Source organism: Paenibacillus sp. IITD108 (assembly GCF_036541265.1).
Classification (GTDB): domain Bacteria; phylum Bacillota; class Bacilli; order Paenibacillales; family Paenibacillaceae; genus Pristimantibacillus.
The window spans coordinates 15,519-40,175 of the sequence record NZ_JAZHCT010000008.1 but is presented as its reverse complement, the minus strand read 5'-3'; the positions used below and the strand labels follow the sequence as shown (position 1 = coordinate 40,175).

The 24,657-nt window shown below is 44.8% G+C and carries 20 protein-coding genes; 1 reads left to right on the top strand and 19 read right to left on the bottom strand.

From position 1 onward, the window contains the following. Positions 1–17: 17 nt before the first annotated feature. Positions 18–896, bottom strand: coding sequence for a nucleotidyltransferase-like protein (locus V1L65_RS09250; protein ID WP_331698846.1), 879 nt, complete (start codon positions 894–896; stop codon positions 18–20). 179 nt (positions 897–1,075) lie between these two features. Here V1L65_RS09250 and V1L65_RS09245 point away from each other — a divergent pair, with 179 nt between their 5' ends. Next, a complete protein-coding gene (locus V1L65_RS09245) occupies positions 1,076–1,444 on the top strand; it encodes a YgzB family protein (protein WP_331698996.1) in 369 nt (122 codons plus the stop codon). A 152-nt stretch (positions 1,445–1,596) separates the two neighbouring features. Here V1L65_RS09245 and V1L65_RS09240 read toward each other — a convergent pair whose 3' ends face one another. From V1L65_RS09240 to V1L65_RS09155, 18 genes are all read right to left on the bottom strand, one after another. Next, a complete protein-coding gene (locus tag V1L65_RS09240) occupies positions 1,597–3,333 on the bottom strand; it encodes a glycosyl hydrolase family 18 protein (protein WP_331698845.1) in 1,737 nt (578 codons plus the stop codon). 150 nt (positions 3,334–3,483) lie between these two features. Further along, on the bottom strand, positions 3,484–3,918 hold the full coding sequence (gene perR, locus V1L65_RS09235) for a peroxide-responsive transcriptional repressor PerR (protein WP_331698844.1): 435 nt from the start codon (positions 3,916–3,918) through the stop codon (positions 3,484–3,486). A gap of 86 nt (positions 3,919–4,004) precedes the next feature. Beyond that, a complete protein-coding gene (locus tag V1L65_RS09230) occupies positions 4,005–6,029 on the bottom strand; it encodes a DUF4097 family beta strand repeat-containing protein (protein ID WP_331698843.1) in 2,025 nt (674 codons plus the stop codon). A gap of 180 nt (positions 6,030–6,209) precedes the next feature. Next, a complete protein-coding gene (locus V1L65_RS09225) occupies positions 6,210–7,316 on the bottom strand; it encodes a glycoside hydrolase family 172 protein (protein WP_331698842.1) in 1,107 nt (368 codons plus the stop codon). A 16-nt stretch (positions 7,317–7,332) separates the two neighbouring features. Then, positions 7,333–8,370, bottom strand: coding sequence for an ABC transporter ATP-binding protein (locus tag V1L65_RS09220; RefSeq protein WP_331698841.1), 1,038 nt, complete (start codon positions 8,368–8,370; stop codon positions 7,333–7,335). 20 nt (positions 8,371–8,390) lie between these two features. Continuing rightward, positions 8,391–9,356 carry an ABC transporter ATP-binding protein gene (locus V1L65_RS09215; RefSeq protein ID WP_331698840.1) on the bottom strand — a complete coding sequence of 322 codons (966 nt, stop codon included), beginning with the start codon at positions 9,354–9,356 and terminating at the stop codon, positions 8,391–8,393. A gap of 1 nt (position 9,357) precedes the next feature. Beyond that, the gene (locus tag V1L65_RS09210; RefSeq protein ID WP_331698839.1) at positions 9,358–10,182 is read right to left on the bottom strand and encodes an ABC transporter permease; all 825 of its coding nucleotides are present in this window, start codon (positions 10,180–10,182) and stop codon (positions 9,358–9,360) included. An 11-nt stretch (positions 10,183–10,193) separates the two neighbouring features. Next, positions 10,194–11,192, bottom strand: coding sequence for an ABC transporter permease (locus tag V1L65_RS09205; RefSeq protein ID WP_331698838.1), 999 nt, complete (start codon positions 11,190–11,192; stop codon positions 10,194–10,196). A 322-nt stretch (positions 11,193–11,514) separates the two neighbouring features. Beyond that, entirely contained in the window at positions 11,515–13,470 is a 1,956-nt protein-coding gene (locus V1L65_RS09200; RefSeq protein ID WP_331698837.1) for an ABC transporter substrate-binding protein, read from the bottom strand. Between the two features lie 89 nt (positions 13,471–13,559). Further along, positions 13,560–15,059, bottom strand: a complete 1,500-nt coding sequence (locus V1L65_RS09195) for a response regulator transcription factor (RefSeq protein WP_331698836.1) — start codon at positions 15,057–15,059, stop codon at positions 13,560–13,562. A gap of 34 nt (positions 15,060–15,093) precedes the next feature. Beyond that, a complete protein-coding gene (locus V1L65_RS09190; RefSeq protein ID WP_331698835.1) occupies positions 15,094–16,791 on the bottom strand; it encodes a sensor histidine kinase in 1,698 nt (565 codons plus the stop codon). Positions 16,792–17,577: 786 nt separating this feature from the next. Beyond that, complete coding sequence (gene gatB, locus V1L65_RS09185) at positions 17,578–19,017, bottom strand: Asp-tRNA(Asn)/Glu-tRNA(Gln) amidotransferase subunit GatB (RefSeq protein ID WP_331698834.1); 1,440 nt, start codon at positions 19,015–19,017, stop codon at positions 17,578–17,580. Between the two features lie 90 nt (positions 19,018–19,107). Then, the gene (gatA, locus tag V1L65_RS09180) at positions 19,108–20,556 is read right to left on the bottom strand and encodes an Asp-tRNA(Asn)/Glu-tRNA(Gln) amidotransferase subunit GatA (RefSeq protein ID WP_331698833.1); all 1,449 of its coding nucleotides are present in this window, start codon (positions 20,554–20,556) and stop codon (positions 19,108–19,110) included. A 35-nt stretch (positions 20,557–20,591) separates the two neighbouring features. After that, the gene (gatC, locus tag V1L65_RS09175) at positions 20,592–20,879 is read right to left on the bottom strand and encodes an Asp-tRNA(Asn)/Glu-tRNA(Gln) amidotransferase subunit GatC (protein ID WP_331698832.1); all 288 of its coding nucleotides are present in this window, start codon (positions 20,877–20,879) and stop codon (positions 20,592–20,594) included. A 164-nt stretch (positions 20,880–21,043) separates the two neighbouring features. After that, positions 21,044–21,421, bottom strand: coding sequence for an ATPase (locus tag V1L65_RS09170; RefSeq protein ID WP_331698831.1), 378 nt, complete (start codon positions 21,419–21,421; stop codon positions 21,044–21,046). A gap of 107 nt (positions 21,422–21,528) precedes the next feature. Beyond that, entirely contained in the window at positions 21,529–22,272 is a 744-nt protein-coding gene (locus V1L65_RS09165; RefSeq protein ID WP_331698830.1) for a GTP pyrophosphokinase, read from the bottom strand. A gap of 298 nt (positions 22,273–22,570) precedes the next feature. After that, the gene (locus tag V1L65_RS09160) at positions 22,571–23,584 is read right to left on the bottom strand and encodes a Gfo/Idh/MocA family protein (protein WP_331698829.1); all 1,014 of its coding nucleotides are present in this window, start codon (positions 23,582–23,584) and stop codon (positions 22,571–22,573) included. Between the two features lie 23 nt (positions 23,585–23,607). Next, positions 23,608–24,459 (bottom strand): sugar phosphate isomerase/epimerase family protein, encoded by an 852-nt coding sequence (locus V1L65_RS09155; protein ID WP_331698828.1) that lies wholly within the window; start codon positions 24,457–24,459, stop codon positions 23,608–23,610. Positions 24,460–24,657 lie beyond the last annotated feature (198 nt).

Sequence of the window (24,657 nt, the reverse complement as noted above, 5' to 3'; positions counted from 1 at the left end):
TGATCTACGTTTTATGACTACTCTCCTACTTTATAGCAAAGCTCCATCCAGTCTTCCTTGGCACTGGACATGACGGCTACTTCTTCAATATAGGAGCGTGTCACAAGCTTTTGAATAACTAAAGAAAGCTCTATCTGCATCGGCTCAAGCTTAGGATGCCCCTGAAGCTGCGACATGCTCCACGGCTCTTCCTGCTCGCGCATAATTTTGAATAAAAATTCACAGCTTGTTTTCATTTTGTTCATTACTGTAAATTCACAAGCCAGCATGACAAGCTGAACTCTCTGCTCGATCGTTTCCGGACTGGCAGACAGCTCCTCGTAAAGCTTATATACTCCGGGATGGACTCTGCGCAGTTGTTTCCAAACGGTCAATTCAGGCCGTATCCCTTCCTCAATCAATACGATATGCGCCCAATGGTGCAGCGCCTGCAAAATATTGCTGTAAGCATCAAGCACATGGCCGTCATTAAGAAACTGCTTTGCCTGCATATAAGTTTGAAGGAATAATGAAAACTCCTTAAAACATCGCATTTCACGCAAGTTTTCAGGAAAAGACAATACTTCTTTTCGTGTATTAGCCCAGTATGCATCGGTATCCAACAAAATCTCTCCCCGTACCAGCCACTCCATCACGCTGCTATTTACTTCAATTCCGCTTTGTAAACGACTACATAACTCCGCCTTGGATAGTGTCATGATTACAACTTTTTGTTGGCGAACTATGACATGCTCCAACGAACTGTCATCTGCAGCCTTGTGCTGAACGACAATTACTAATGCATTTGTTCCTTCGATAAGCGGTCGTGATGATATAGGACTTGGAACAAGAATTAATGAAGCAACATTGGAATTCACGCGATAAGCATCGATTAAGTGCTTTTTTATAATCTCCACAAATATCCTCCGTATAGCTAATCCACTCTGATTAGGCTATAATGGTATTCTAAAGTTTATTTCTCTTTCGACAAGCTTGCAGCACTTTCCTGCTTGTACGACAATTTTTTTAGTCAAATATTACTGTATAATTAGTGCTTAAGAAAGGTATGAAGAAGATGAATTCAAGTATGAAAAGGATTTTTTTCAAATCTGCCAAAATAAATGAGTTCCGCCTATGGGGTCTTGTATTTACGATGGCCGGCATGGGGATCATGATTTTAGGAACTGCAGGCATCGTTTTATGGGGAAGCGCCGGGAAAATAATGGCTGGCATCTTTATGGTGTTTGGCATGATTTCCTTGCTGATCAGCGTTGGGGTTTACTTCTGGGCAGGCATGATGTCCACAAGCGCTACAGCGCTGGAATGTCCGGAATGCCACCGCCAGACCAAGATGCTCGGCACAACGGACCGTTGCATGTTCTGCCGCACGATGCTGACGCTTGATCCTAATCAAGCGACTACAGAGCCAACAGCTACCGTTAGTGAGCAGCATTCGCACAGCTAGAGCTTACTACTTACTACTTACTACTTACAACTTACTACTATAAAGAGCTATCTGATTGTCGGCACACAGCCCTATCATGACAATTCAGATAGCTCTTTTTTTAATCGTTTATCCTTGCGTAAAACTTTTATTTTAAAAGAATGGAATAATAGCTATTTCTTTAATTGCTCATCAATCGTTTTCCAGATGGAAGCCGTTTGGAATGTACGCTGCCAGGTAGCAACGCCTGCCAGATTATATTTTTTTGCAAGAGCGACCCGTGCGCTTATAGATACATCATCCTCTATCCAAATCCGCTTCAAGGCGTCGTCCTCTTTGTACTCTACATAATGCTGACCTGCCTGTTCATCCATAACCGGCGTCAAAGACTTTTCTGCTATAATCTTTTTCACAGCATCCATACCCAGAGCTTTGGAGGTTACTTTTATTTTACCATCCTCGCCTGCTTTTTCTGTCCATACTCTCGTATACAGCGGCATGCTCAAAATTAACTTCTCTGCTGGAACGCCGTCCTCTTCCAAAATCCGTTTAATGGAATTTTCAGTCCATGGCAAGGATGCGACGGAGCCGGATTTAGGGCTGGATCCCCAGTGCTCATCATAAGCCATAACCATCATGAAATCGACGATTTTGCCTAATGCCGGACGGTCAAGGAAGACGGACCACATTTCACTGTTGGATTTTGGCGTAACATCGACGGATACGACCAAGCCTTGCTCATGCAGCAACGGTGTTAGTTCTCTAACAAACTGTACAAAATTCTCTTTATCCTTAGTATATACATTTTCAAAATCTATATTTATGCCTTGAAGCTTATAAATCTCTGCAAAAGCAAGCAGCTGCTGGATCATCGAAAAGCGCGATTCAGCGGTTGCCAGCGCTTCTGATGTTTGTTTAGGCTCAAAGCCATTGCTAACCAGTGCCCAGACTTGAAAGCCTTGATCATGCGCCCATTTCACATAGGCGGGATCGGCCTTTCCTTTAATTGTGCCTTTGCCGTCGATTAATTCAAACCAGGTCGGACTGACCACATTTAAACCTTGCATTGGCGGGATTTTGGCGTGATCTGCCGGTTTATTATAAACAGCTTCCCAGGTCATGTTGATTTTGCTGTCCTTAAGCTTCCAGGCGACGAAAGGCTCCTTCTTAGCTAACGGTGGAATCTGCTCGCTTTGTGTCAAAGCGATGTCTTTGGCTGCCATATAACCAATATGGCCATCCTCTGTTTGTACAAGGTACCAGCCTTTCATCTCTGCTTCCTTCCAAACCTGCAAGGACTGATCCTGTGCCAGCTTCATCATATAGGGAGCTCTAATCGTAGCGTCGGTACGTACAGCTGCACCTTTTTCTTTAACGGATTTGGCCCATTGAACAGCTTGTCCTTGTTGAAACAAAGCTACAATGCCACTGTCCTTATGATAATCTACCTGCACACCGTACAGCTCTTCAAGAGGCGCTGTAGGGATATAGACTACGCCATCCTTTGATTCTGCAGCAATTCTAAGCTCATACGACTTCTGGTTCAGCTTGCCGGTCAGTGAATCCGTCTTTAATTTCAATACATGATTAGCAGTTGTAAATATTAATGTGCCGCTTTCCGCCTCATAACGGATAGGATTATCCTCGCCAAGCCATTCCTCGAGCAGCGGCAACGGCAGCTTCACAAGGTCATTTTCAATAATAGCGCCGAAATCGGTCACTTCACCTTGTACAGTAATCGGGTGCTCAAGGCTATATTGTGGATCAACTTGATTATTATTAGGAATATACTTCATATAACCATACCAGCCGCCAATCGTTAGAAGCACGCCGCAAAAAAATAACAGCATAAATACTTTTAGCTTACTCTTTCTGCGTCTGTCGTATCTAGGGGGGTACTGCCTCTCCACTCCATCACACTCCTGCTATCTCTATATTTGTTTAAATAAGAATAACTTATAAATTCTTATAATTTAAAGAAACGTGCTGATTAGCGTTATCGCTTCACGGCACGTCTCATGTTCATTGTCTTACATTAGATAAAATTGGCTTCTCGGGTATTATTTGGCATGCGACATTTTGCACGAAGCGCAAACCCCATAAATCTCCATGCGATGTCCTTGCACGACAAAGCCTGTTTCCTTGGAAGCCGCTCGCTCCACTTCTAACAATGGAGGATAGCCGAAGTCGACGATTTCTCCGCAATTTTTGCAAATTGCATGATAATGGTCGGACAAATCAGCATCAAAACGACTGGAATCATCACCATAGGTCAGCTCACGCACTAAACCAGCCTCTACAAACAATCTTAAATTGTTATATATAGTTGCTACGCTCATACTTGGGTAATCCGGTGAAAGTGCTTTATATATCTCATCCGCTGTAGGGTGGGATTTGGAATCCATCAAGTAACTTAATATTGCGTGACGCTGCGGGGTCATTCGGACGCCAGTCATTTTTAGTTGTTCTAGTGCTTTCTTCACACTTAGTCCCATTCCCCTCACGCCCTTCTTAATAATAATTATTATTACTATTGTACGTTCAATAATAATACTTTGTCAATGAACGTTCCCTATTAAGCTTATGGCAAAGCTTTTATAGAAATGCTATTTGTGGCATTAATTTGTATTCTAAAAGCTCCTGTTCCGCTCCTGCCTTTTATCGTTTTGCGTACAATTTCAAAAGGAAGCTCGGATGTGATTGTCCCAAACGTTACAGAGCCGTGCACCGCATAATCTCCTTCAGTCGGCAATGCAGCGGAGATTTCACCTACAGAGCTGTCCAAATCCCAGTCTCCTTTAACAAGCGGACTCATTACTGATATATTGCCATTAAGCGTATCCGCTTTAATCGAGCTGGCGGCATAGGATATATCGATATTTCCATTTTTTGTTTCCGCCTCAATTGCATTTTCCACGCGGGTTAAGGCGACGCTGCCATTTGTAGCTTTTGCATACACTTGACCGAATATATCCAGCGCTTCAATAATCCCGTTTTTAGTTTCCAGCGTGCTGTCGCCGATCACTTGCTCCATTTTAATTTTTCCGCTGTTAAGCTTAATTTGAATCGGTGCGCTAATCCGGTACGCCTCGACATCCCCGCTGTCAATTTTCACAATTAATCCTTTGTTCAGGCGCAAATCCTTCAAGGTTACAGTTCCGTTTTGCACATCAATTTTCAGCTGCCGCTCAGGTTGCCTTATCATTTGATCATTGGCTAGGTCACCGTCAACGCCATAATATTGATCCGTTGTATTATCGTTAGTGCTTTCAATGGCTTGACCAGCGTCAGCATCGGCAGTCTCATTGGACACAATATCATCAGGCTTTAGTGCTTCTGAGCCATCTATTTCTTTAACGGCTTCATTTGATTTTTTTACAGATGCTTCTGCACCAGTCTCTTCGCCAGCTGATTCATTTATTTCAGCTTCGACTTCTGCACCGCTGTGCTCCTCAGCATCATTTATTGTGTTGTCTACCCATCTATTCGATAACTGGAGCGGAAGCACAATATGCATATCTACGCGCGGTATCCGCTTGTCGCTGCCATAGGCGCTGTTTTGAGCCTCGATCAGCATCGTTTCCCCTTCCGTTATGACGACTTGCGCCTCTTCTGCGGCAGCCTTTGCCTCCTGCTCGCCCTTCAAATCTATCCATACCTGTGAAGAAACTTGAATATACGGTATATCTGCTGTTTCTACAACGACATTCCCATTCGTATTGTTTATTTTAACCGTCGCTAAATTCTCATTCATTGCCACATTCATAACTGGCTTATTAAAATGAAACCCTTGCGCCTCTCCAAGCTCGCTCGCAATTTTGGGCTGAATTTGAAATTGCTCCAAAAAACGTTCCGGCAAATCGCTGTTTTGCGTAATAAAGTACGTTGACGAGGCCGTCAATAAAGCAAACAGCAAGCTGCCGAGCGATACGCGAAGCTTCAGCCTCTGTCTGTTCACTATGCTGTAAACAACCAATTCCAGGCCCAGAGCTACAAATAAATAAGGCCAAAAAGTCGGAATAAGCGAAAAATATGATTTTCCAAATCGAAAATCCAGCAGCCCGATCAAGCCAATCGCTGCAATCGCAAGCGAAGCTGTATATTTTCCCAGCCTGTAATTTCCGCTGCGCAGCTCCTCAGTCGGCAGAACAAGCCATATGGCCAACAGTATGGGCAATAGGCCTGTCAGCCAAGGAGCAATGGCCTCCAGCAGCTCTCTTATCGCATATCCCGGGTTAACAAGCAAGACAAGCGCAACGCCAATAAGGACCAATGACGCACCTTGAAGAGGAAGTGCATACTGCTGCGTTTGTTCCTTTTCCTTCTCCAGGCTTTGCAAAGCATCAAATACGCTAAAATAATAAAATAGCGGCAGCAAAAGGCCTAGGTAGACGATGAGCAAAAGATGCTTGCCGCCATTCCACTCCGCCAATCGGATGAGGGTAAATAGATCCAGCAAAAAACCGGCAAGCAGCAGCAAGCCTTTAGAATAGCTGCCCGCATACCAATGACCGGCTCCCGGCAATAGAAAGGCGCATAGAACGGTAAGTATTCTGCTTTTTTGTTTCGTTTCATTTGACTCGTTCATCTCATGTTGCTTACCCAATGCTACGCCCTCCAACTTTTAAAACAATTTACACTGGCTGGGATCATTCTAATCATTATCTTTGCCAATTTTATAAAATATGAAATATAGGTAACAGTTATCATATAAAAACATATACTTTTCTAATATTTTAACAAAGAAGACGCGACCCATCTAGAGATGAATCGCGTCTTCTAAGCTTTATCTTGGCCAGCGTCTTTCCGGAGGCAGCAGAGCAGGGAATGGTGCATGCGGCTCAGCTTGATACCAATAGGCTACGGAGGATACATCATCTGTACGTTCAAATAAGTCGCGGCTGTTATGCCCAATTTGCTGAATCGTCACACGCAAATCATTCTCGAAGCGAATCGGGTCCATCAAATGCCAGCGGTACAGGCCGTGCATCGGAACGCCGTCTTCGCCAAAAATATCTGTACGCGTTGTATCCGTTTTAGAGTAATAAGGGTAGCCAAGATAAGGTGTATTATAGGTCGCTTCGACGATTTTGCCGTCGCGCTTCTCATAGAAGCACCAAGCCCCGCCGAAGTAATCTTCCGTTCCCGTTCCGCAGAGCGTAGGCCACTCGTCATCCCCATCCAAAAAGAACTTGATCTCGCCTTCGCCCCACCAGTAGCGTTCCAGCGCAGCCCAGGCCAGATAAGTGCCAATATAATGACCTTTACCTTTTACATTGTCCAGTATGGTGTAATCCTTTGCTTCAGTTGTAATATTTTCTCTTCTCCACTGGGCATGGAAATAAGCTGCTTCATCCGGAATCTGATCGACAAGCGTATAATTGAATTGATAGAAGAAGCCGTGAATATCAGCGGCATGCTGGTTTTCAATCGTGATCTTGGCCGATTTGCGGAACGGCATCGGGAAGTAACAGTTCATACCGCCCGTCGGGTTGACGGCGATCGGCAAGGAATTGACATTGCTTCTGGCACCAAAGCCGTTGCAAAAAAAGTCTCCCAGCGGCACTTCAACCGACGGCTCCTCTTCGCCATCCCAATACATGCGGAGCACCAAATCTCTCAGCACAAAATAGCCTTTCTCTGTGCGATCCGTTACAGTAATCCAGAAGTTTTGAATGACGCCTGTACTGTTAATCTCGGCTAATGTTACGGTTTCGCCCTGATTCAGCGTAATGCATGGCCGCCCTTTGCGGGCAACGCCCAGATTGCTGGCTTCTTTGCCTCCAGCGCCGACCTCGCCCTTTGGGTTCTCCGCAGAAATCGATCTTGTTTTCCCATTAGTCATCATAGGAGCACTCGACAAATCAAATCCTAAACCTTGCTGATGAAGCATTTCAATTCCTCCCTCACTACATCGATTTATTTTTTGAAATAGGTGATACGGCATGGGTAATTGGTTCATTTTGAGCGACAGGCTTATAATCGTTAAACTTTATGCACAGCACCTGATGGCCATTTTCCAGCTCCATGAGCGGAGGCTTGCTTGAGCGGCATACCTCTTTCACATAAGCGCAGCGCCCGGCAAACTTGCAGCCGTTCATCGCGTACTCCTTCGTCTCCATTTCTGGCAGCTTGGCTTCCTCGTCCCATTTTTGCCCAACCCTTGGAATAGAATTTAATAATAGCTCTGTGTAGGGATGTGCGGGCTGGCTTAATATTTCTCTTGCCTTGCCGTACTCGATCAGGTTGCCGCGATACAAAGTCGCAATATAATCGCTCACATAGTAAGCTGTCGAAAGATCATGTGTGATATAAATAAAGCTGACATTGTATTCATCCTTCAGCTTCTTGAACAAATTAACGATGTTCATGCGAAGCGACGCATCGATCATCGCCACCGGCTCATCCGCTACGATTAATCTCGGCTTAGGGATAAGGGCTCTTGCTATAGACAGGCGCTGCAGCTCCCCGCCCGAAAACTGATTGGGGTATTTGCCCGTAATTTGCTCATACTCCAAACCAACCGATTGCAGCGCTTCCTTAATAAGCTGCTTTGCTTCCTGCTTGCTCTTTGCGATATCCAAATTGTAAGCTGTTTCGTACAAATAGGATTCTACCGTTCTTCGCGAGCTGAAGGATGTAAATGGATTTTGAAAAATGGGCTGCACTTTTTTGTAAAATGCTTTGCGCCGCTTGGACTTTGCATAGTAGGATAGCGGCACGCCATCAATTTCTATAGCCCCCGAGCTTGGCTCGAGCAGCTGCAATATCATTTTGGCGAGTGTCGTTTTGCCGCAGCCGGACTCCCCGACAATGCTTAAAATTTGCGGCTTCTCGCCCGTAATCGCAAGATCAATCTGATCAACAGCCGTTATTTTGCTGCCCAGCAGCATGCCGCCTATTTTGAATTGCCGCGTCAGCTGCTTAATCTTTAAAATATCAGGCATAGGCTCCTCCTTATCCCGCTTTATATATAGGCATCCTGCAGCAAATGACAGCTCGCATAATGCTCGTCTCCAACCTTTGTTCGAAGCGGCTCAATCGTTCTGCATACATCTGTTGCAAACGCGCATCTTTGCGCAAAGCGGCAGCCTGCTGGCGGATGATGCAGGCTAGGCGGCGTACCTGGGATGCCTTCCTTTTGGCTGTTGTCGCCGATTCTCGGCAGCGCGTTGATCAGCATTTTCGTATAAGGATGCTTCGGATTTTCAAAAATCTGTTCCGTAGGCCCAATCTCAATCATCTGTCCGGCATACATAATGCCCATGCGATTTGTAATCTGATAATGAACGCCCATATCATGCGAGACGATCACCATAGAATTTTTCATCTTTTTCTGTACTTGGGACAGCATCGTCAGTATGCCTCGCTGCACAATAACATCCAATGCCGTCGTCGGTTCATCAGCGAGCACAATGTCAGGTCTTAAGAAGGTGGCCAGCGCGATCAGCACCCGCTGGCGCATACCCCCACTAAGCTGGTGGGGATAAGCCTTAAGCACTTCAGGCGGCAGCTCCAGCTCCTTTAAATACTGAATAATATCCTGCTCCAGCTGTTTTTTGTTTTGCTTGCCATGATACTTGCTGATCGAATCAAAAAATTGTGTTTTTACTTTTTTAACCGGATTCATCACATGCATCGCGCCTTGCGGCACGTAAGAGATAACCTTCCACCAGCTTTTATTAATTTCGCCATTACGGTAAATCTTCTGGTCATTGCTTCTGGAATGGATTTCTACTGAGCCTTGACTAATTTCCAGCGGATAGCTGATCAAATCATACATCACCTTAAGCAGCGTCGATTTGCCGCAGCCTGATTCCCCCGCTATGCCGAAAATCTCATTTGCTTTTACTTCAAAATCTACTTTATCTACTGCCTTCACATAACCTGTCAAAATATTATACTGCGCACTGACTGCGTTCAGCTTCAGCATGCTACTTCCCCCTTCTTAAGGCAGAATACTGCTGATACCCGGTCATAACTAGAAATAGAGCTATAAAGATCAGCGTGATCGCCACTACCGGCGTTCCGATCCACCACCAGCGCCCGCCCAGCATCGCTTGATGCTGATTTGCCCAATAAATCATCGTGCCAAGAGTAGATTTCTCGTTGCTTGACATGCCGATCACGGCAAGCCCGGATTCTGCGCCGATGGCAACCAGTATCGTATTGACGAAGTTCGCTAGCGACCAGCCGGAGACGAAAGGAAATATTTCTTTCAGCAAAATTCGGAAGGTGCTTTGTCCGGAAAAAATAGCGGTGCTGATAAACTCTCTTTCTCGCAATGACAAGGCCATAGAGCGCAGCTGCCGTGCCGGCCAGGGCCAGTTGAAAATAATAAGCACCAGCGCAATATAGAGGAGCGAGGCTCTGCCCTTCAACATGCTCCCCAGCAAAATGAGAATAGGCAGGGAAGGAATAACGATAAAGGAGTCTGTCATAAGCGTAATGAGCCGATCCACAATACCGCCTTTAAAGCCGGCCCACAAGCCTAAAATGACCCCGATCAACGTAGCGAAAAAAGCTACAAGTATACCTATAATAAAGGAATTGCGTATCGCATCGGCAAGCAGCCAAAAGGTGTCCTGACCTAGATTGGTCGTGCCTAAAAAATGGTCCCAGCTCGGCTTTAAATTTTTGGGATAGGTTCCCCATTCCATCGAATTAACCGTCGAGAAAAGCGGTACGATAAAGCCTAGAATTAAAAACAAAATCAAAATAATCATGCCCGCGCTCAGTCTAAAATTCCAATTTTTCATCCTATCACCGCCTATTTATACCGAACTCGAGGGTCTAGAAAAGGATAGATCAAATCGACAATAAAGGTTGAGCCGGCCACTGATATGATCGAGATCGTGATCGTCCCCATAATGAGGTTATAGTCCGCCTGCAAAATGCCAGAGTAAATAAGTGCGCCAACGCCAGGATAGCCAAATAAAATTTCTGTAATAAGCGCTCCATTAAAAATCGTTCCAATCTGCAGCGCGAGCATCGTAATTTGCGGCAATGTCGCGTTAGGCATAACGTATTTCATCATAATCTTCGATTCGGACAAGCCCTTTAATCTGGCAAAATGAACATAGTCCTCCTCCGCAATGCCCGCCGATAGCGTCTTCATGCTTATAACCCACCAGCCCGTTCCTACTAAAATGATCGATAGCGCAGGCAGCGCAGAGTTATAAATGACATTTTTAATAAATTCCCATGAAAACTCATAGTTCAAAATCGTTATGGACAGCGGAAATATCGGAATGACGTAGGATAGCAGCATAATGAGCACAAGCGCCAAAATGTAATAGGGAACCGGATAAAGCATAATCGATATGCTCTCCAGCAGCTTGGAATACGCCTTCTCTTTGCGGAAGCCGGCAAGCAGCCCGATCCCGTTGCCAATCGCCCAAGCGATAAGCGTGGAAGTAAGCAGCAGCCCCATTGTCCATGGCAAAGCTCTGGCAATCATCTCATTGACAGGAGTCGGATAGTTGGCCAAAGACGGTCCGAAATCCTGCGTCAGCACGACTCGCTTTAAAAATCCAAAGTATTGAGAAAACAAGGAGCCCTCCAGACCGAAGGATTCGTTAAGTGTTTCTCTTATTTTTTCCACCGCGACCGGGTCCATAAAAGCTGACTTCGATGTCATGGAGCCAATCATCGCTTCTACCGGGTCAGACGGCAAAAAGCGCGGCACAAAAAATACGGTTGTAATGCCAATAAAGATAACGAGAATAAAGGTAATGATTCTGGATATTAGAAACTTATAGAAGCTCACCCGTCATGCACCGCCTTTCCTTGTGCGAGTTTAACCGCTATGCCTGCCTGGGCAGAGGCCGGCTAACGTTCAGTTGGAAGCTGTTGATGGATTGTGAGCAACATTCATTTATAAGCAATAGAAAAGATGAACGGAGAGCCAGATTGGCGCTGGAGAAGCGGTAGCGCCCGCCTTTGTCCGTCAATTTTCACCTTATCTTGGCTTATTTGATAAAAAAATTGACGGACAACAGCGGTCGTAAGGCTAATCTGGCTCGTAGTGGCGTTTCTTTTCTATTGCTTATTGCAACATCCACAATGAATCAACAGTCTCAGTTGATGGATTATCGTCCCGTCGGCTTTAGATGAGGCGTGTAGTATTTAAACTGCGACCACCACCACCACGGACCTTCGAATCCATTATTTGAGCTTTGGAAGCCTTCCCAATAATAGGTGTCGACCGGCACAAATTTCGAAGTGCCGAACATCGCTAAAAACGGCAGCTCCTTCACAAATTGCTTGTTGATTTCTGTAATTTTCTCAATAACCTGCGGATTGTCGCCCGGAATGGAGTCTAGCTCATCCAGCAGCTTGCTAACCTCGGCATTGGCCCAGCGATTGGCATTGCTTGATGCTCTATCGCCCGTTGGAACAACATACTTCTCATGCCAGCCGCTCATTTGCGCTGTCGTATCCGGCAGCAAGCCGCAAGACGGCCAGTATGAGCCAACCATGAATGAGCCGGTAGCTTCCGCATCCCAGAACGTAGCGTGATCCATTTGCTGCACCGTCACATCAACGCCGTTCTTTCTCCAGCTGTCTGCAACCGCAAATGCAAGGCGCATCGACTCTATTTCGAAATTGGCAGGGGCATTGATCGTAATTTGCCATGGGCTGCCGTCAGGCAGCAGCCAGCTGTTGCCTTGTTTTTTGAAGCCTTCCTTTTCGAGCAGCTCGGCCGCCTTCTCCGGATCATGCTTCCACCAGCCTACGCCAAAGGTGCTCACAATATCCTTCTGGTCAGTTGGCAAGCCTTCCACTCCCTGCTGCTTAAGCACCTCGATCATGTCAGTCGCATAGCTTTCATCAAACGGCTTGTAGCCGTCTTCAAGCGCAAAGCTTTTCAACCAGCTTAGCATTGGCTTATGGTACGTATCCTGCAGCACGCTGACTGGAGGCACCTGGATCGGAGACACCCGCAGCATTCCGCCGAAAGTGCCGAGCGATACATTTTTAATGTCAGTCATAAGCGCCAATGCCCATTTCACATTCGTACTGTTGAACGGCGCTTTCAAATTGTTGAACGACATTCCCCGCTGACAAGGGTCATCCATCGTGGCGTAAGGAAAATTTTCATACCATGCTTGCGCGTATTCATTCTTTTGCTGAAGAATTTCCCAGCTTTCCGGCGTAATATCCTGCAGCACATCCATATCATGCTGAATAGCGGCCATAATCCGTTTTTCCTCGGGTCCAAAATATTTGAATAAAATATATTTAGGCCCAGGCTCGCCAACCAGCTTTCCAACTGTGCTGTTCTGCCAATCCTCTCGTTTTTCGTATAAGAACCAATTTCCTTGCGTGTCCCGCTTGCTGAGCTTGTAGGGACCTACGCCAACCGGATCTGAAAACTTGAACTGCGTAGGATCCTCCTTCTCCCAAATATGCTTTGGCATTATTCGGAACGAATTGCCCCAAATAACTACTCCAAGCTTCTGCGACAGCCTAGTCTCTGGTGCGACTGTCTCCACCTCGATCGTATAGTCATCGGTTGCCTTCATGGTTTTGACTAAGGTTGAAAAGTATCCGCTGTAGGCAAGCTCTTTTGAATTTAAAATCATATTGGCTGTAAACTCTACATCGTGAGCTGTAAATGGAACACCGTCTGACCAGGTCAGCCCCTCCTGAATTTTGAATGAAAATTTCGTGTAGCTATCATCCAGCTTCTTTGGGAAGGTTGCTGCCAGCTCTGGCATCTGCTCCCCCTTCACCGTATCGATTTCCCATAAATGCGAAAAAATCAATTGATGCAGGCCGCTGTCCATCGACACCGCTCCCGGCATATACGGATTCATTCGCTCTGGATCTGCGCTTGTTCCATTTAATATGTCGACAATTAACGTCTCGCTGCGCGGTGTTCCTACATCTGTCATTTTCCCCCCGTTCGAGCTTACGTTTTTACTGCTGCTTGGTTTGTCTGTTCCTGTACCGCCTGATCCATTGTTCTTCGAGTCTGAGCATGCCGTTAATACTAAAGCTATTATCAATAGCAACGGAATAAATTTTCTTGCTTGCTTCATCTACAGTCCTCCTTCAAAATGGAATGACCCCATTGTAGCAATCATCCACATTTTTTCTTTGGAATATCATTTGAATTCTTTTAATTTCATCAGTTTTTTGTAAACGCTTTCTGATATTCTTTCGGACTGATTTTCTCCAGATTTTTAAATACGGTGCTGAAATAAGCCGCATCCTGAAAGCCGACCATCTCTGCCACCTGATACACCTTTAAATCTCTTTGCTTTAAAAATTCCTTTGCCATACGAATCCGCACTTCATTCAAATAATCGCCAAAGCTGATATTCATATACTTTTTGAACTGGGTGCTGAAGTACCATGGATTTAAAAATACAGTCTGCGAGACGGATGCCAGCGTCAAGCTTTCCATATAGTTTCGTTCGATATACTGCTTGGCTGCCAAAATATATTGCGGCTTTAGCTCCTCATCTTTAATAAACATCATCAGCTTATACAAATAAGCTTTGAGCCAACCTAGTAATTCTCGAAAGCTTTGCTTGCTGTTAATCTCATCGATGTATGGGTTTGTTATTTCTTCCTGGCCGGAAATGCGCTGCTCGATGTACTCATGCTCCAAATAAGACAACTGGCAAATAAGCTCTCGGCGTATCCGCACTGGATCGATATGTACGTCCAGTTGGAGCAGCTTGGCCATGTTCCAATCTACAAAGCTCTTCATATTTTTACAATCTGCATGGAGCAAATATCTGAGCAGTGATTTGCCATTAATACTGTCCGCAATTTTCACCTTTTGAGAAGCGTTCAGCTTATTTTCATACTGCTTGTTGTCGAGCACCGTCGCATATTCATTAAAGGTTAAAAACTCGAGCATCTTCTCACAATACTGGTAGGCATCCAACAGCCCATTCCGATGTGCTTGAAACGTATGCTCCGCGATAAATAGCGTTATTCCCTGCTTGCGCACCGTGTGAAGCAGCTGATGCAGCTTATCCCCAAGCTGAGGAACAGGCCTGCGAAATAAGACGATTAACCGCTCATCCTTATGCGCGATATCAAGATCTGCGAGCTTTAATTTCCACTTATCAAGCAGTTGGGTGAGGGCATGCTCAATGTAAGTATCCATATATTCGCGCACCCCAATAACAGCCAGCGTTAATTCTGCCGCTTGCTCTATTCCATCCAGCACATCCCCCTTTCCGGCCAAGGCAAGCTGTAGCTGCTCCTGATTGAGAGAACGATATTGCTGCAGCTCGGTATTCGCCCGCTGCTCCTCAAGCTTTTGAAGAAGCTCCAGGATGCTTTGATAACGGCACGGCTTCAATAAATAATCATAAGCGCCCTTTTTCATCGCTTGTCTGACATAATCAAAATCAGCATGACCGCTCAAAATAATAACGGTAATATGAGGATACTGGCTGCGGATCGCTTCCGTCAGCTCAATGCCATCCATCTCCGGCATCCTGACATCGGAAATCACAACATCAACATGGCTGTGTTGCAAAATTTGCAGCGCTTCTAACCCGCTTTGCGCCGTATCAACTACTTCATGCTGCGGACATTTTTGTGTAAAAACATGATATAACCCTTTAAGGACCGACACCTCATCATCTACTAATAAAATTTTCAGCATAAACCCCTCCTAATCAGCTGCTCAAAGCTGCTCATTAAAGCACTGCATCTTCTTCATGCAAAAAATTCGTATTTTTATTGAGATGAATCGTTACTTTAGTGCCTTTCCCTTGCTTGCTGTCAATGGACAAGCCGTATCCTTCGCCAAAAATATATGCGATGCGATGCTGGATTAACCGGATGCCAATACCGCCGTTTCCTTTATTGCCGGCATTGTTCAACAGGCGATTCATTTTTTCTTCACTCATGCCAATACCGTTATCAATAACTTCAAAATATAAGTCCTGTCTAACTGCATAAGCTTTAACTGTAATATTCCCGCCAATTTTCATATTTTCAAAAGCATATTTAATGGCATTTTCCAGCAGCGGCTGAATAAGCAGTCTTGGTATTTTCACTTCTAAAATATCCTCGGCAATGTCCATGCTGTATTCCAGCTTATTCTCGAACCTCATTTTCTGAATTTTGAGATAATTGTTCAACTGACCGAGATCCTCTGCAATCGTTACAAACTCGTTCTTATAAGAAATGGAGTAGCGCAAAATGCTCGAAAGCGCCAAGATCGCCTCGCCAATCTCCTCTTCGTCCTTCACAATCGCCGACCAGTAAATCATATCCAGCGTGTTGTATAAAAAATGCGGATCCAGCTTGGATTGCAAATTCATCATCTCGGTTTTACGGTAATGGATTTGCTGGTGATAAATCGTTTTGATCAAATGATCTACTCTTTCCACCATATCGTTGAATTGTCTTATAATTACGCTAAATTCATCATCCCCTTTGTGTCCAATAATGACATCGAGCTTGCCCTGCTGAATATGCTCCATCCCTTTTAGCAGCTTTTTAAGCGGTTTCAAAATAAGGCGGACAGTCGAGAGTAAAAAAGCTAGAATGGCGATCATAATCAAAATTTCCATAAATAAAAAAATGCGGTTTACCTGGCTTACTTGATGAATCAGCTCTTTGTCCGGCACAATGCCGATCATCTTCCAGTTACGGTACTCAAACGGATATTCCACCTTTGTTCCAGACACAGCCGCCAGCTCTGACTCCTGTTTGTTAATCCAGCTCATATCATGGGCATAGGTAATCATCCCGTCTCTGATCAGGTATACTTGTCCGCTTTCGCCCAACGCCACCTCGTTAATCTGCTTGTAAAAGCTTTCGCTCAGATCAATCCTGAGCAGACCCAGCAAATCCTTCCCCTCATATATGTACATCATGACGCTAACCTGGAAAGGCTCCAGCTGTACTTGCCAAATCACTTCATTTGCATGCCTTACATCAAAACTCTCCATTAACTTTTTTGTCTCATCATCTGCTTCAAAGATCGGAATTGAATAAAACAAGTTCATCGGTTCATGATCGACGGGAAAAACGAAAATATTATCGATCACATCCAGCTTTGATGCGCGCAGCACCTGGTTGCTTATTTTATATTTGGCAATATGATAGTGAATCGCATTATTTTTCAAATCGCGCAAATAATTTTTAATGACCTGGTTCTGACGCGCGGACTCCATGTTTTCATGGAATTGTTCATACTGCATTTCTACCCGTTTGCCGATTTGACGAATGGTTTCTTCAAAATACGTTTTCGTTTGATCTCGGATAATCGTCCCGATCCAGCCTTGAAACACGGTCACCTGCACGATCAGAACGGTTGCCGTTATCGCAAAGAAAATAAAAATAAGCTTATGCTTTAGCGATCTGATGCGCAACCGTTTAAACAAATACAACCAATCCCCCTCTCAGATTTTCGTATATTGTAGCATGTAAATCTTTAAATTTAATTAGGTATACTTTGAAATCCTTCAATTTAATTGCGACTTTTGCGGCATGGTTCAGTGCTGGTACACTTCTTGCATAGCAAGCAATGAGAAAGGCATGGCACTGCGATCAAGTTTGGGCTTCCGACCGCTGTTGTATGCCTATTTTTATGATTTATAAAACCTTTATAGGTTAAAAATAGGCATACAAAGGCGGACGCCGACGCTTCTCCAGTCCCAATCCTGCTCTCCGTTTCTTTTCTATTGCTTCATCACCCACCATTAATCGCCAATATCCTTTGCTTCGATAGAAGTCCCCATTACGGAAGAACAAGCCTTTGACGCTCACACACCAAATCAGGCTGTTGAAAAACGCTAACGGAACTCAGACGTGCTATTGTACAGAAATCAGCTTATTCTAAAATCTAAAGGAACCGAGAAACCTTATTTACTCAAAATCACTACCTAAACAGGGAAAGATCACCTATAGCGCTCCACAGTTCCGTTACACTTTTAAAACATCTTTTTATTGCTAAATAGAGCCTATCAGTTCCGTTACAATTCTAAACAGATGGCATTACGACGGCTTCCCGCTTACAAATACAGGAAGACAAAGCGAATACTTCGATTACAGCAAAAAGCGCAAGCCGAAGGGAAAATACCCTCAAGCTTGCGCTTCTTTCATATATATTCACTTCTCTGTTATAAAATCAGCTAACTTGGCGTCCCGTTTTTGGAAAAGCCTGTACTTTAAGCCAAACGCTCCAGCAATAGCTTATTCACTAGTGCAGGATTTGCTTTGCCTCTTGTTTCTTTCATGATTTGGCCAACGAGGAAGCCGATTGCTTTCTCCTTGCCTGCTCTGAAATCTTCAACGGATTGCGGATTAGCAGCAATAATTTTGTCTACAATTGCAAGCAGCGCACCTTCGTCGCTAATTTGCACGAGACCTTGCTCCTCAACAATTTGCTGTGGCAGCTTGCCGCTTTCCAGCATTTCTTTAAATACAGTCTTCGCAATCTTGCCGCTGATCGTACCTTTCTCAAGCAGTCCAATCATCTCGCCAAGACCTTGTCCTGTAATCTTAACATCGGACAGCTCTTTGCCATTCGCATTCAAATAGCCGAGCAAATCGCCCATAATCCAGTTAGATACAGCTTTCGCATCCTTTGTATAGGACATGCTTTCCTCGAAGAAATCCGCAAGCTTCTTGGAAGCTGTGATTACTTCTGCATCATAGGATGGCAAACCGTACTCGGAAGTGTAACGTGCTTTGCGTGCATCTGGAAGCTCTGGAATCGTAGCGCGAATACTTTCCTTCCACTCCTCGCTAATGATGATGCGAACGAGATCCGGGTCTGGGAAGTAACGATAGTCATGCGCTTCTTCCTTGCCGCGCATGGAGAATGTTTTGCCAAGTGCGTCATCGAAGCGGCGCGTTTCCTGAACGACCTCTCCGCCGCTGTCTAAAATTTCCGCCTGACGAATTTCTTCATATTCCAAGCCGCGCTGTACACCGCGGAAGGAGTTCATGTTCTTCAGCTCGGCGCGTGTGCCGAACTTCTCTTGCCCGTAAGGGCGCAAGCTGATGTTCGCATCGCAGCGCAGGCTGCCTTCTTCCATTTTGACATCGGAAACTTCGCAGTAGAGCATAATCGCTCTAAGCTTCTCCAAGAATGCTTTAGCTTCCTCAGGTGTACGAATGTCAGGTTCTGTTACAATCTCAACGAGCGGTGTACCAACCCGGTTAAAGTCAACATGGGAAGCAAAGCCGCCATCCACATGTGTAAGCTTACCCGCATCTTCTTCCAAATGAAGTCGAGTGATGCCGATTCGCTTGGTCTCGCCGTTTACTTCAATATCCACCCAGCCATGCTGACCGATTGGCTGATCAAATTGCGAAATTTGGTAAGCTTTCGGTGAATCCGGATAGAAGTAATTTTTGCGGTCGAATTTGCTGATATCTCCAATCTCGCAATTGATAGCCATAGCAGCTTTAATCGCATATTCTACGGCTTTCTCATTTACGACTGGCAATACGCCAGGATGGCCCAAGCAGATCGGGCATGTATGTGTATTCGGCGGCGCGCCGAAGGCTGTTGAGCAGCCGCAAAAGATTTTACTCTCTGTATGCAGCTCAACGTGAACCTCCAGCCCGACAACCGTTTCGTATTTCTTCGGTTCAGACATCGATATCGTTCCCTTCCTTAAACAGATATAATCATCAACAAGAAACTCTGCTCATCCTTGTATAGAAGCGAGCGTTTCTTATATTAAATATTAAAGCTCTGGACGCATTGTATGATATTGCGTTTGTCCCTCGTAAGCATGCGCAGCGCGCAAAACAGTGGATTCGTCAAACGCTTTGCCGATAATTTGCATGCCGACAGGCATTCCATCAACCATGCCGCAAGGCACGCTGATTGCCGGAACACCGGACAGGCTCGCAGGGATCGTACAAATATCATTCATATACATCGTCAGCGGATCGCCTGCATGCTCACCGATCTTAAAGGCCGGAGTCGGACAAGTCGGTCCAATAACCAGATCATATTGCTTAAAGATATTATCGAAATCTTGTTTAATAAGTGTGCGTACTTTTTGAGCCTTCAAGTAGTAAGCATCATAATAGCCGGAGCTTAGCGTATAAGTTCCCAGCATAATACGACGTTTTACCTCATGTCCGAAGCCTTCGCTGCGTGATTTCAAATATAGATCCAACAGGTTATCAGGATTGTCGGCACGAACACCATAGCGCACTCCATCAAAACGTGCAAGGTTCGAGGATGCTTCCGATGAAGACAGCAAGTAATAGGTTGCTACCGCATATTCGGTATGCGGCATGGATACCTCTTCCCATGTAGCGCCAAGCGATTCAAAAACTTTAAGTGCATTTAGAATCGATTCCTTCACACGCGGATCTACGCCTTCGCCAATATACTCTTTTGGCACAGCTATGCGAAGCCCTTTGACTTCTCCAGTCAGCGCTTCGCTGTAATTAGGAATATCAACCTTGGCAGAAGTTGAATCGCCAGCATCATGACCAGCAATGGCTTGAAGCGCATAGGCTGCATCCTCTACATTTCTTGTAAGTGGTCCGATTTGATCAAATGAAGAGGCAAAAGCAACGAGGCCAAAGCGCGATACTAGCCCATAAGTCGGCTTAAGGCCAACAATGCCGCAAAAAGCTGCTGGCTGACGAATCGAACCGCCTGTATCTGAACCCAGCGCATAATAAACTTGTCCAGCCGCTACAGCTGCTGCCGAGCCGCTGCTGGAGCCGCCTGCTACACGCTCAGTATTCCATGGGTTACGCGTTACAAAATAGCTAGAATTCTCGCTGGAGCCGCCCATGCCGAATTCATCCATATTGAGCTTGCCCATAATAACAGACTGCGCATCCTTCAGCTTGCGTACTGCGGTTGCGTCATAAATTGGATTGTAGTTGCTCAGAAACTGGCTGGCACAAGTAGTAAGCAAGCCTTCTGTTACAATATTGTCTTTCACGCCAACCGGCAATCCAAACAGCAAATTGCTGCCAGGTGCTTGCTGATCGAGCTCAGCTGCCTGCTTGCGAGCCCCTTCCTCATTTACCGTAATAAAAGCTTGAATCGCCGGATCTGTTTCTTTAATGCGAGCCAAGGATGCATCCACGAGTTCCGAAACGGATACTTCCTTCTGCTCAAGCTTCTTATGTACGTCCTGTAGACGCAAATCAAACAATGCCAACAATAGCTCCTCCTTTCAAAATAAACCCCATTGTATTATTCAAGTACCGCTGGCACCTTAAATTGACCGTCTTCCTCATCCGGAGCATTAGCCATCACCTTCTCGATTGGAAGCGAAGACTTGCGCTCGTCAGCACGCATTACATTCGTAAGCGGCAATATATGGCTAGTTGGAGCAACATCATCCGTATTTAAGCTGTTAAGCTTATTCGCGTAATTAATAATGGTATTGAGCTGCTCTGTATACATCTGCTTCTCATCCTCGCTCAAACGCAGGCGACCCAGGCTTGCAACATGCTCAACATCCTTCATAGTTATGCTCATCGTCATACTCTCCTCTATAAAGTCATGCTTATTATTATAACGTATTTGGGCAAGCAACAGCAATGTAAATGCCTCTTAAGTGCTGTTAAATTCAAAAAAAGCTGCCCGGCATCAGCAAATCTGATCCTTGGGCAGCTTTGTATATGATCTTTTATAATAAAATATTAGATCCAGGCCTTCAAATTAACCTGACGAATAAAATCGTCCCTGCTTTGCGGCTCTTTGGCTGAAGCATCTTCCTCAAGCTCCTCGTCGCCGCGCATAATATAATTGAATAATTGCTCATTGTAGGTCGCAAGCGCGTAATCGATCAGAAGCTCCTTCTCCACGCGATCCACTTCTTGCTGGATTAGCACCTCCTCCAGCTCAACATCCTCATCCGGGACCAGGAAGTTGCGATTCGCATTAGGCACTCGCAGCACATAGTCAAATACATTATCAGCATTGCGATCATACGCGATTATATATCCATACTCCCCGACCGGGAGATTTTGTTCAAATTGGTCAGCCACTATGACGACCTTCGATCCTAATTGCAGCATAGGCTCATCCCCCAAACTATCGTCGCTGATTGTCATTCTCTCTACTATGTCTACTATCCTACTAAAAAACAATCGTATTGTCCAATAGCCAAGCCTCTTATTTCGTCTTATTCTGGTATAGTTTTCATATCAATTAGACTGGCTGGAAGCATAAACTGTTCATTGGAAAGCAGCAGCTTTGCAAATTCTTCTTGGCTGTTATCACCCTGAAGCTCTTTAATAGCCGAAATGTCACGGTTAAGCCGTTCCATCTGTTGGTCAAGCCTGTTGGCATTATCTGAAGCTTCCTTCAATTCATTAATAAGCTCTATTGGCACAGACTGATTGTATTTATAGAAAATTTTATGCTCCAGGCTCGCCCAAAAGTCCATCGCTATCGTACGGATTTGGATTTCCACGCAAATATTTTCTTTCCCGTCTGACATGTAAACGGGCACTTCTACAAGCATGTGGAGACTGCGGTAGCCGTTAGGCTTTGGATTTTTAATGTAATCCTTTATTTCCAGCACCTTGAGATCAGATTGATTTTGCAGCATTTGGCAAATACGATATATGTCGGATATAAATGAGCAAGTAATGCGAAGACCAGCGATGTCCTTAATATTTTCCTTGATTTCCGGTATCGATAAAACCAGACCTTTTCTGCTTACCTTATTTATAATACTCTCCAGCGATTTCACTCGTGACTTTGTATGCTCTATCGGGTTGTAATCATGCAGCATATGAAATTCTTCTTTTAAAATTTCAATTTTAGTTTCAAGCTCGCTTAGCGCGAACTGATACAGCATCATAAAACGTGTAACTTCATCCTTTAATCGTTTGAATTGCTCTATGGGAAAACCATTCTTCATATTTAAAGCTCCTCACATGGATACAAAAGTTATAAAGCGGAATATTAATAAAATGTATTTTTCAAAATCAACTTTATATATCCATGATAGTATGGAAAAGTAGCTAATGCAAATCGGCCAGATACGCTAGGATAAATGCTCCGCCGTCTTTTGGACAGGCGCATTTACCGGCGATTATAAGAACAAGCTTATAGTGAAAACTTATAACGTCTTATAAATCAAAGAAGCTGCCCTTAAGGTTTCTATAACCTTAAGTAGCAGCCTCTTTGTTCTAATGATATGCGGTCGCTCTTACTGCTTAGCCTAGCTTCTCAATAGCACCTTGATTATCGGCAGAACGGATTTCCGCTTCGATGATTTCCAAGGATTTTACTGCGCTTTCAGGCGTACATACTGTATTCTCAGTATTATTATTGATTGTATCGATAAAGTAGCTGATTTCACGGTAGTAGCCCATGTCGCTGGATAGCTCAGCCATAAAGCCTTCTGCGCCTTCAGGATTTACTTTAACGCCCTTCTCGTCAAAAACAATATTGCCCTTCTCGAAGTTGACGCGGTAAGTCATTGAGAAGCCAAAATCGCCTTGCAGCGTCCAGTCAGCCTGTGCGTTGATTACTTTATTGTCTGGATAGAAATAGTTCGTTGATACCGTATCATAAGCGCTGCCTGGAATAACGTTGCGCGCAAGCGAAGATACGTGAGTAGGCATGCCGAACAGCCAGTTAATAACATCTGTATCGTGAACATGCATATCCACCATGCAGCCACCGCTTTGGGTGCCGTCAAGGAACCAGCCTTGCGGTGAAGCACCGCCTCTGAAGAAGTTACCGGAAACAACATTGCCGTAACGGCCATCTTCCACGCAGGACTTCAAATATTCATAGGCAGGCCAGAAGCGCAGGCACTGTCCGATCATTAGCTTGTTGCCTGTTTTCCTTGCTGTTTCTGCCATACGGCGGCCTTCTTCAGCCGATAGCGCGATCGGCTTCTCGCACAGCACATGCAGCCCTCTCTCAAGCATGCTGCAGGATACGTCCGCATGCAGTGGAGTAGGCAGAGCAAGGTCAACCATATCCAGCTCTTCATTATCAAGCATATCTTGAATATTGTCGTACAGATTATACGGCGTCAAATCGTAAACGGACTGTTCTGTCGCGATGTTGCCCCAAGTAGATCCGTGCTTGAGCTCTTCGATTCTTAAGTCGCAGATCGCAACCAATTGTACGTCTCTGCCTTCCTTCATCAAGCGAACATAGTTGTCAAAATGCATTCTGCCCATAAATCCAAAGCCGATTAGTCCTACTTTAATCATGTAATTATCCTCCCTGTGAGCTCCTAGTTTCGATTGGTGCGGCCAAGAATAGCATCCATGGCGCCGGAAGTGTTATAAATAATTTGATCGGTATGGTGCGCATAATTAGGAATCATCTCAGCGGTCACATAGTTGTTGTAGCCGATGCCTTTGAGCGCCTCTACAACAGCTGGATAATCCACATCGCCTGCAAGCAAGTCAACAAAGCCATGAAGACCGCCGGCAGTACGACGGTAATCTTTAAAGTGTACGCGCTTGATTCTGTGACCCAAAATGCTGATCCAATGCTCAGGGTAGCCGCTGTAAACCACGTTGCCCACGTCAAAATAAGAGCCTACAAAATCCGATTTATGTTCATCTATAAAATTACGCATCTCTAGCGGAGACAATAAAAATTTGTTCCAAACGTTCTCGATGCCAATTGAAACGCCTGCACTCTCTGCAAATGGAACGAGAGAATTGATCGCTTCATGGGCACGCTCATATGCGCGCTCATAATTCACCACGCTAGCACCTGGGATAAAGTCAACGCCTACTGCGCCCGGAATGACAAGAATAGCATCTACGCCTAGCGCTGCAGCGGTTTCAAGCTGCTTCTTGCATACATCAACAGCTTTGGAGCGGATGCTTGCATCATCACTTGTCATCGGATAATCCCAATACAAGCCTGTTGCCAATCCAGCAATCTCCAAATTAGCATCTTGTACGCGAGCGCGAATCTCTGCTATTTCTTGATCAGTTGCTTGCAGGCTAAGCTCTCCTGAGCCGTTCAAAGACAGCTCGATTCCATCAAAGCCTGCATCCTTTGCAAGAGCAATGCACTCTTTAATCGATTTGCCTTCTTTAAAGGACCAAATGTTAATTCCTTTTTTCATCACCTATCGCTCCTTCGTTACGTATTGAATACCAATGCTTAAATCATTGTTTAACTGTTTCCGTCATGTTGATCTGCGTTAAATTACATGTAATAATACTTATATTATAAGAATTTAATAGAAATATATTTAGGTAGAATAGATATTATTTGCACAATTCCGTTGAATTGTTTTCACAAAAGATACGTTGTACATCCT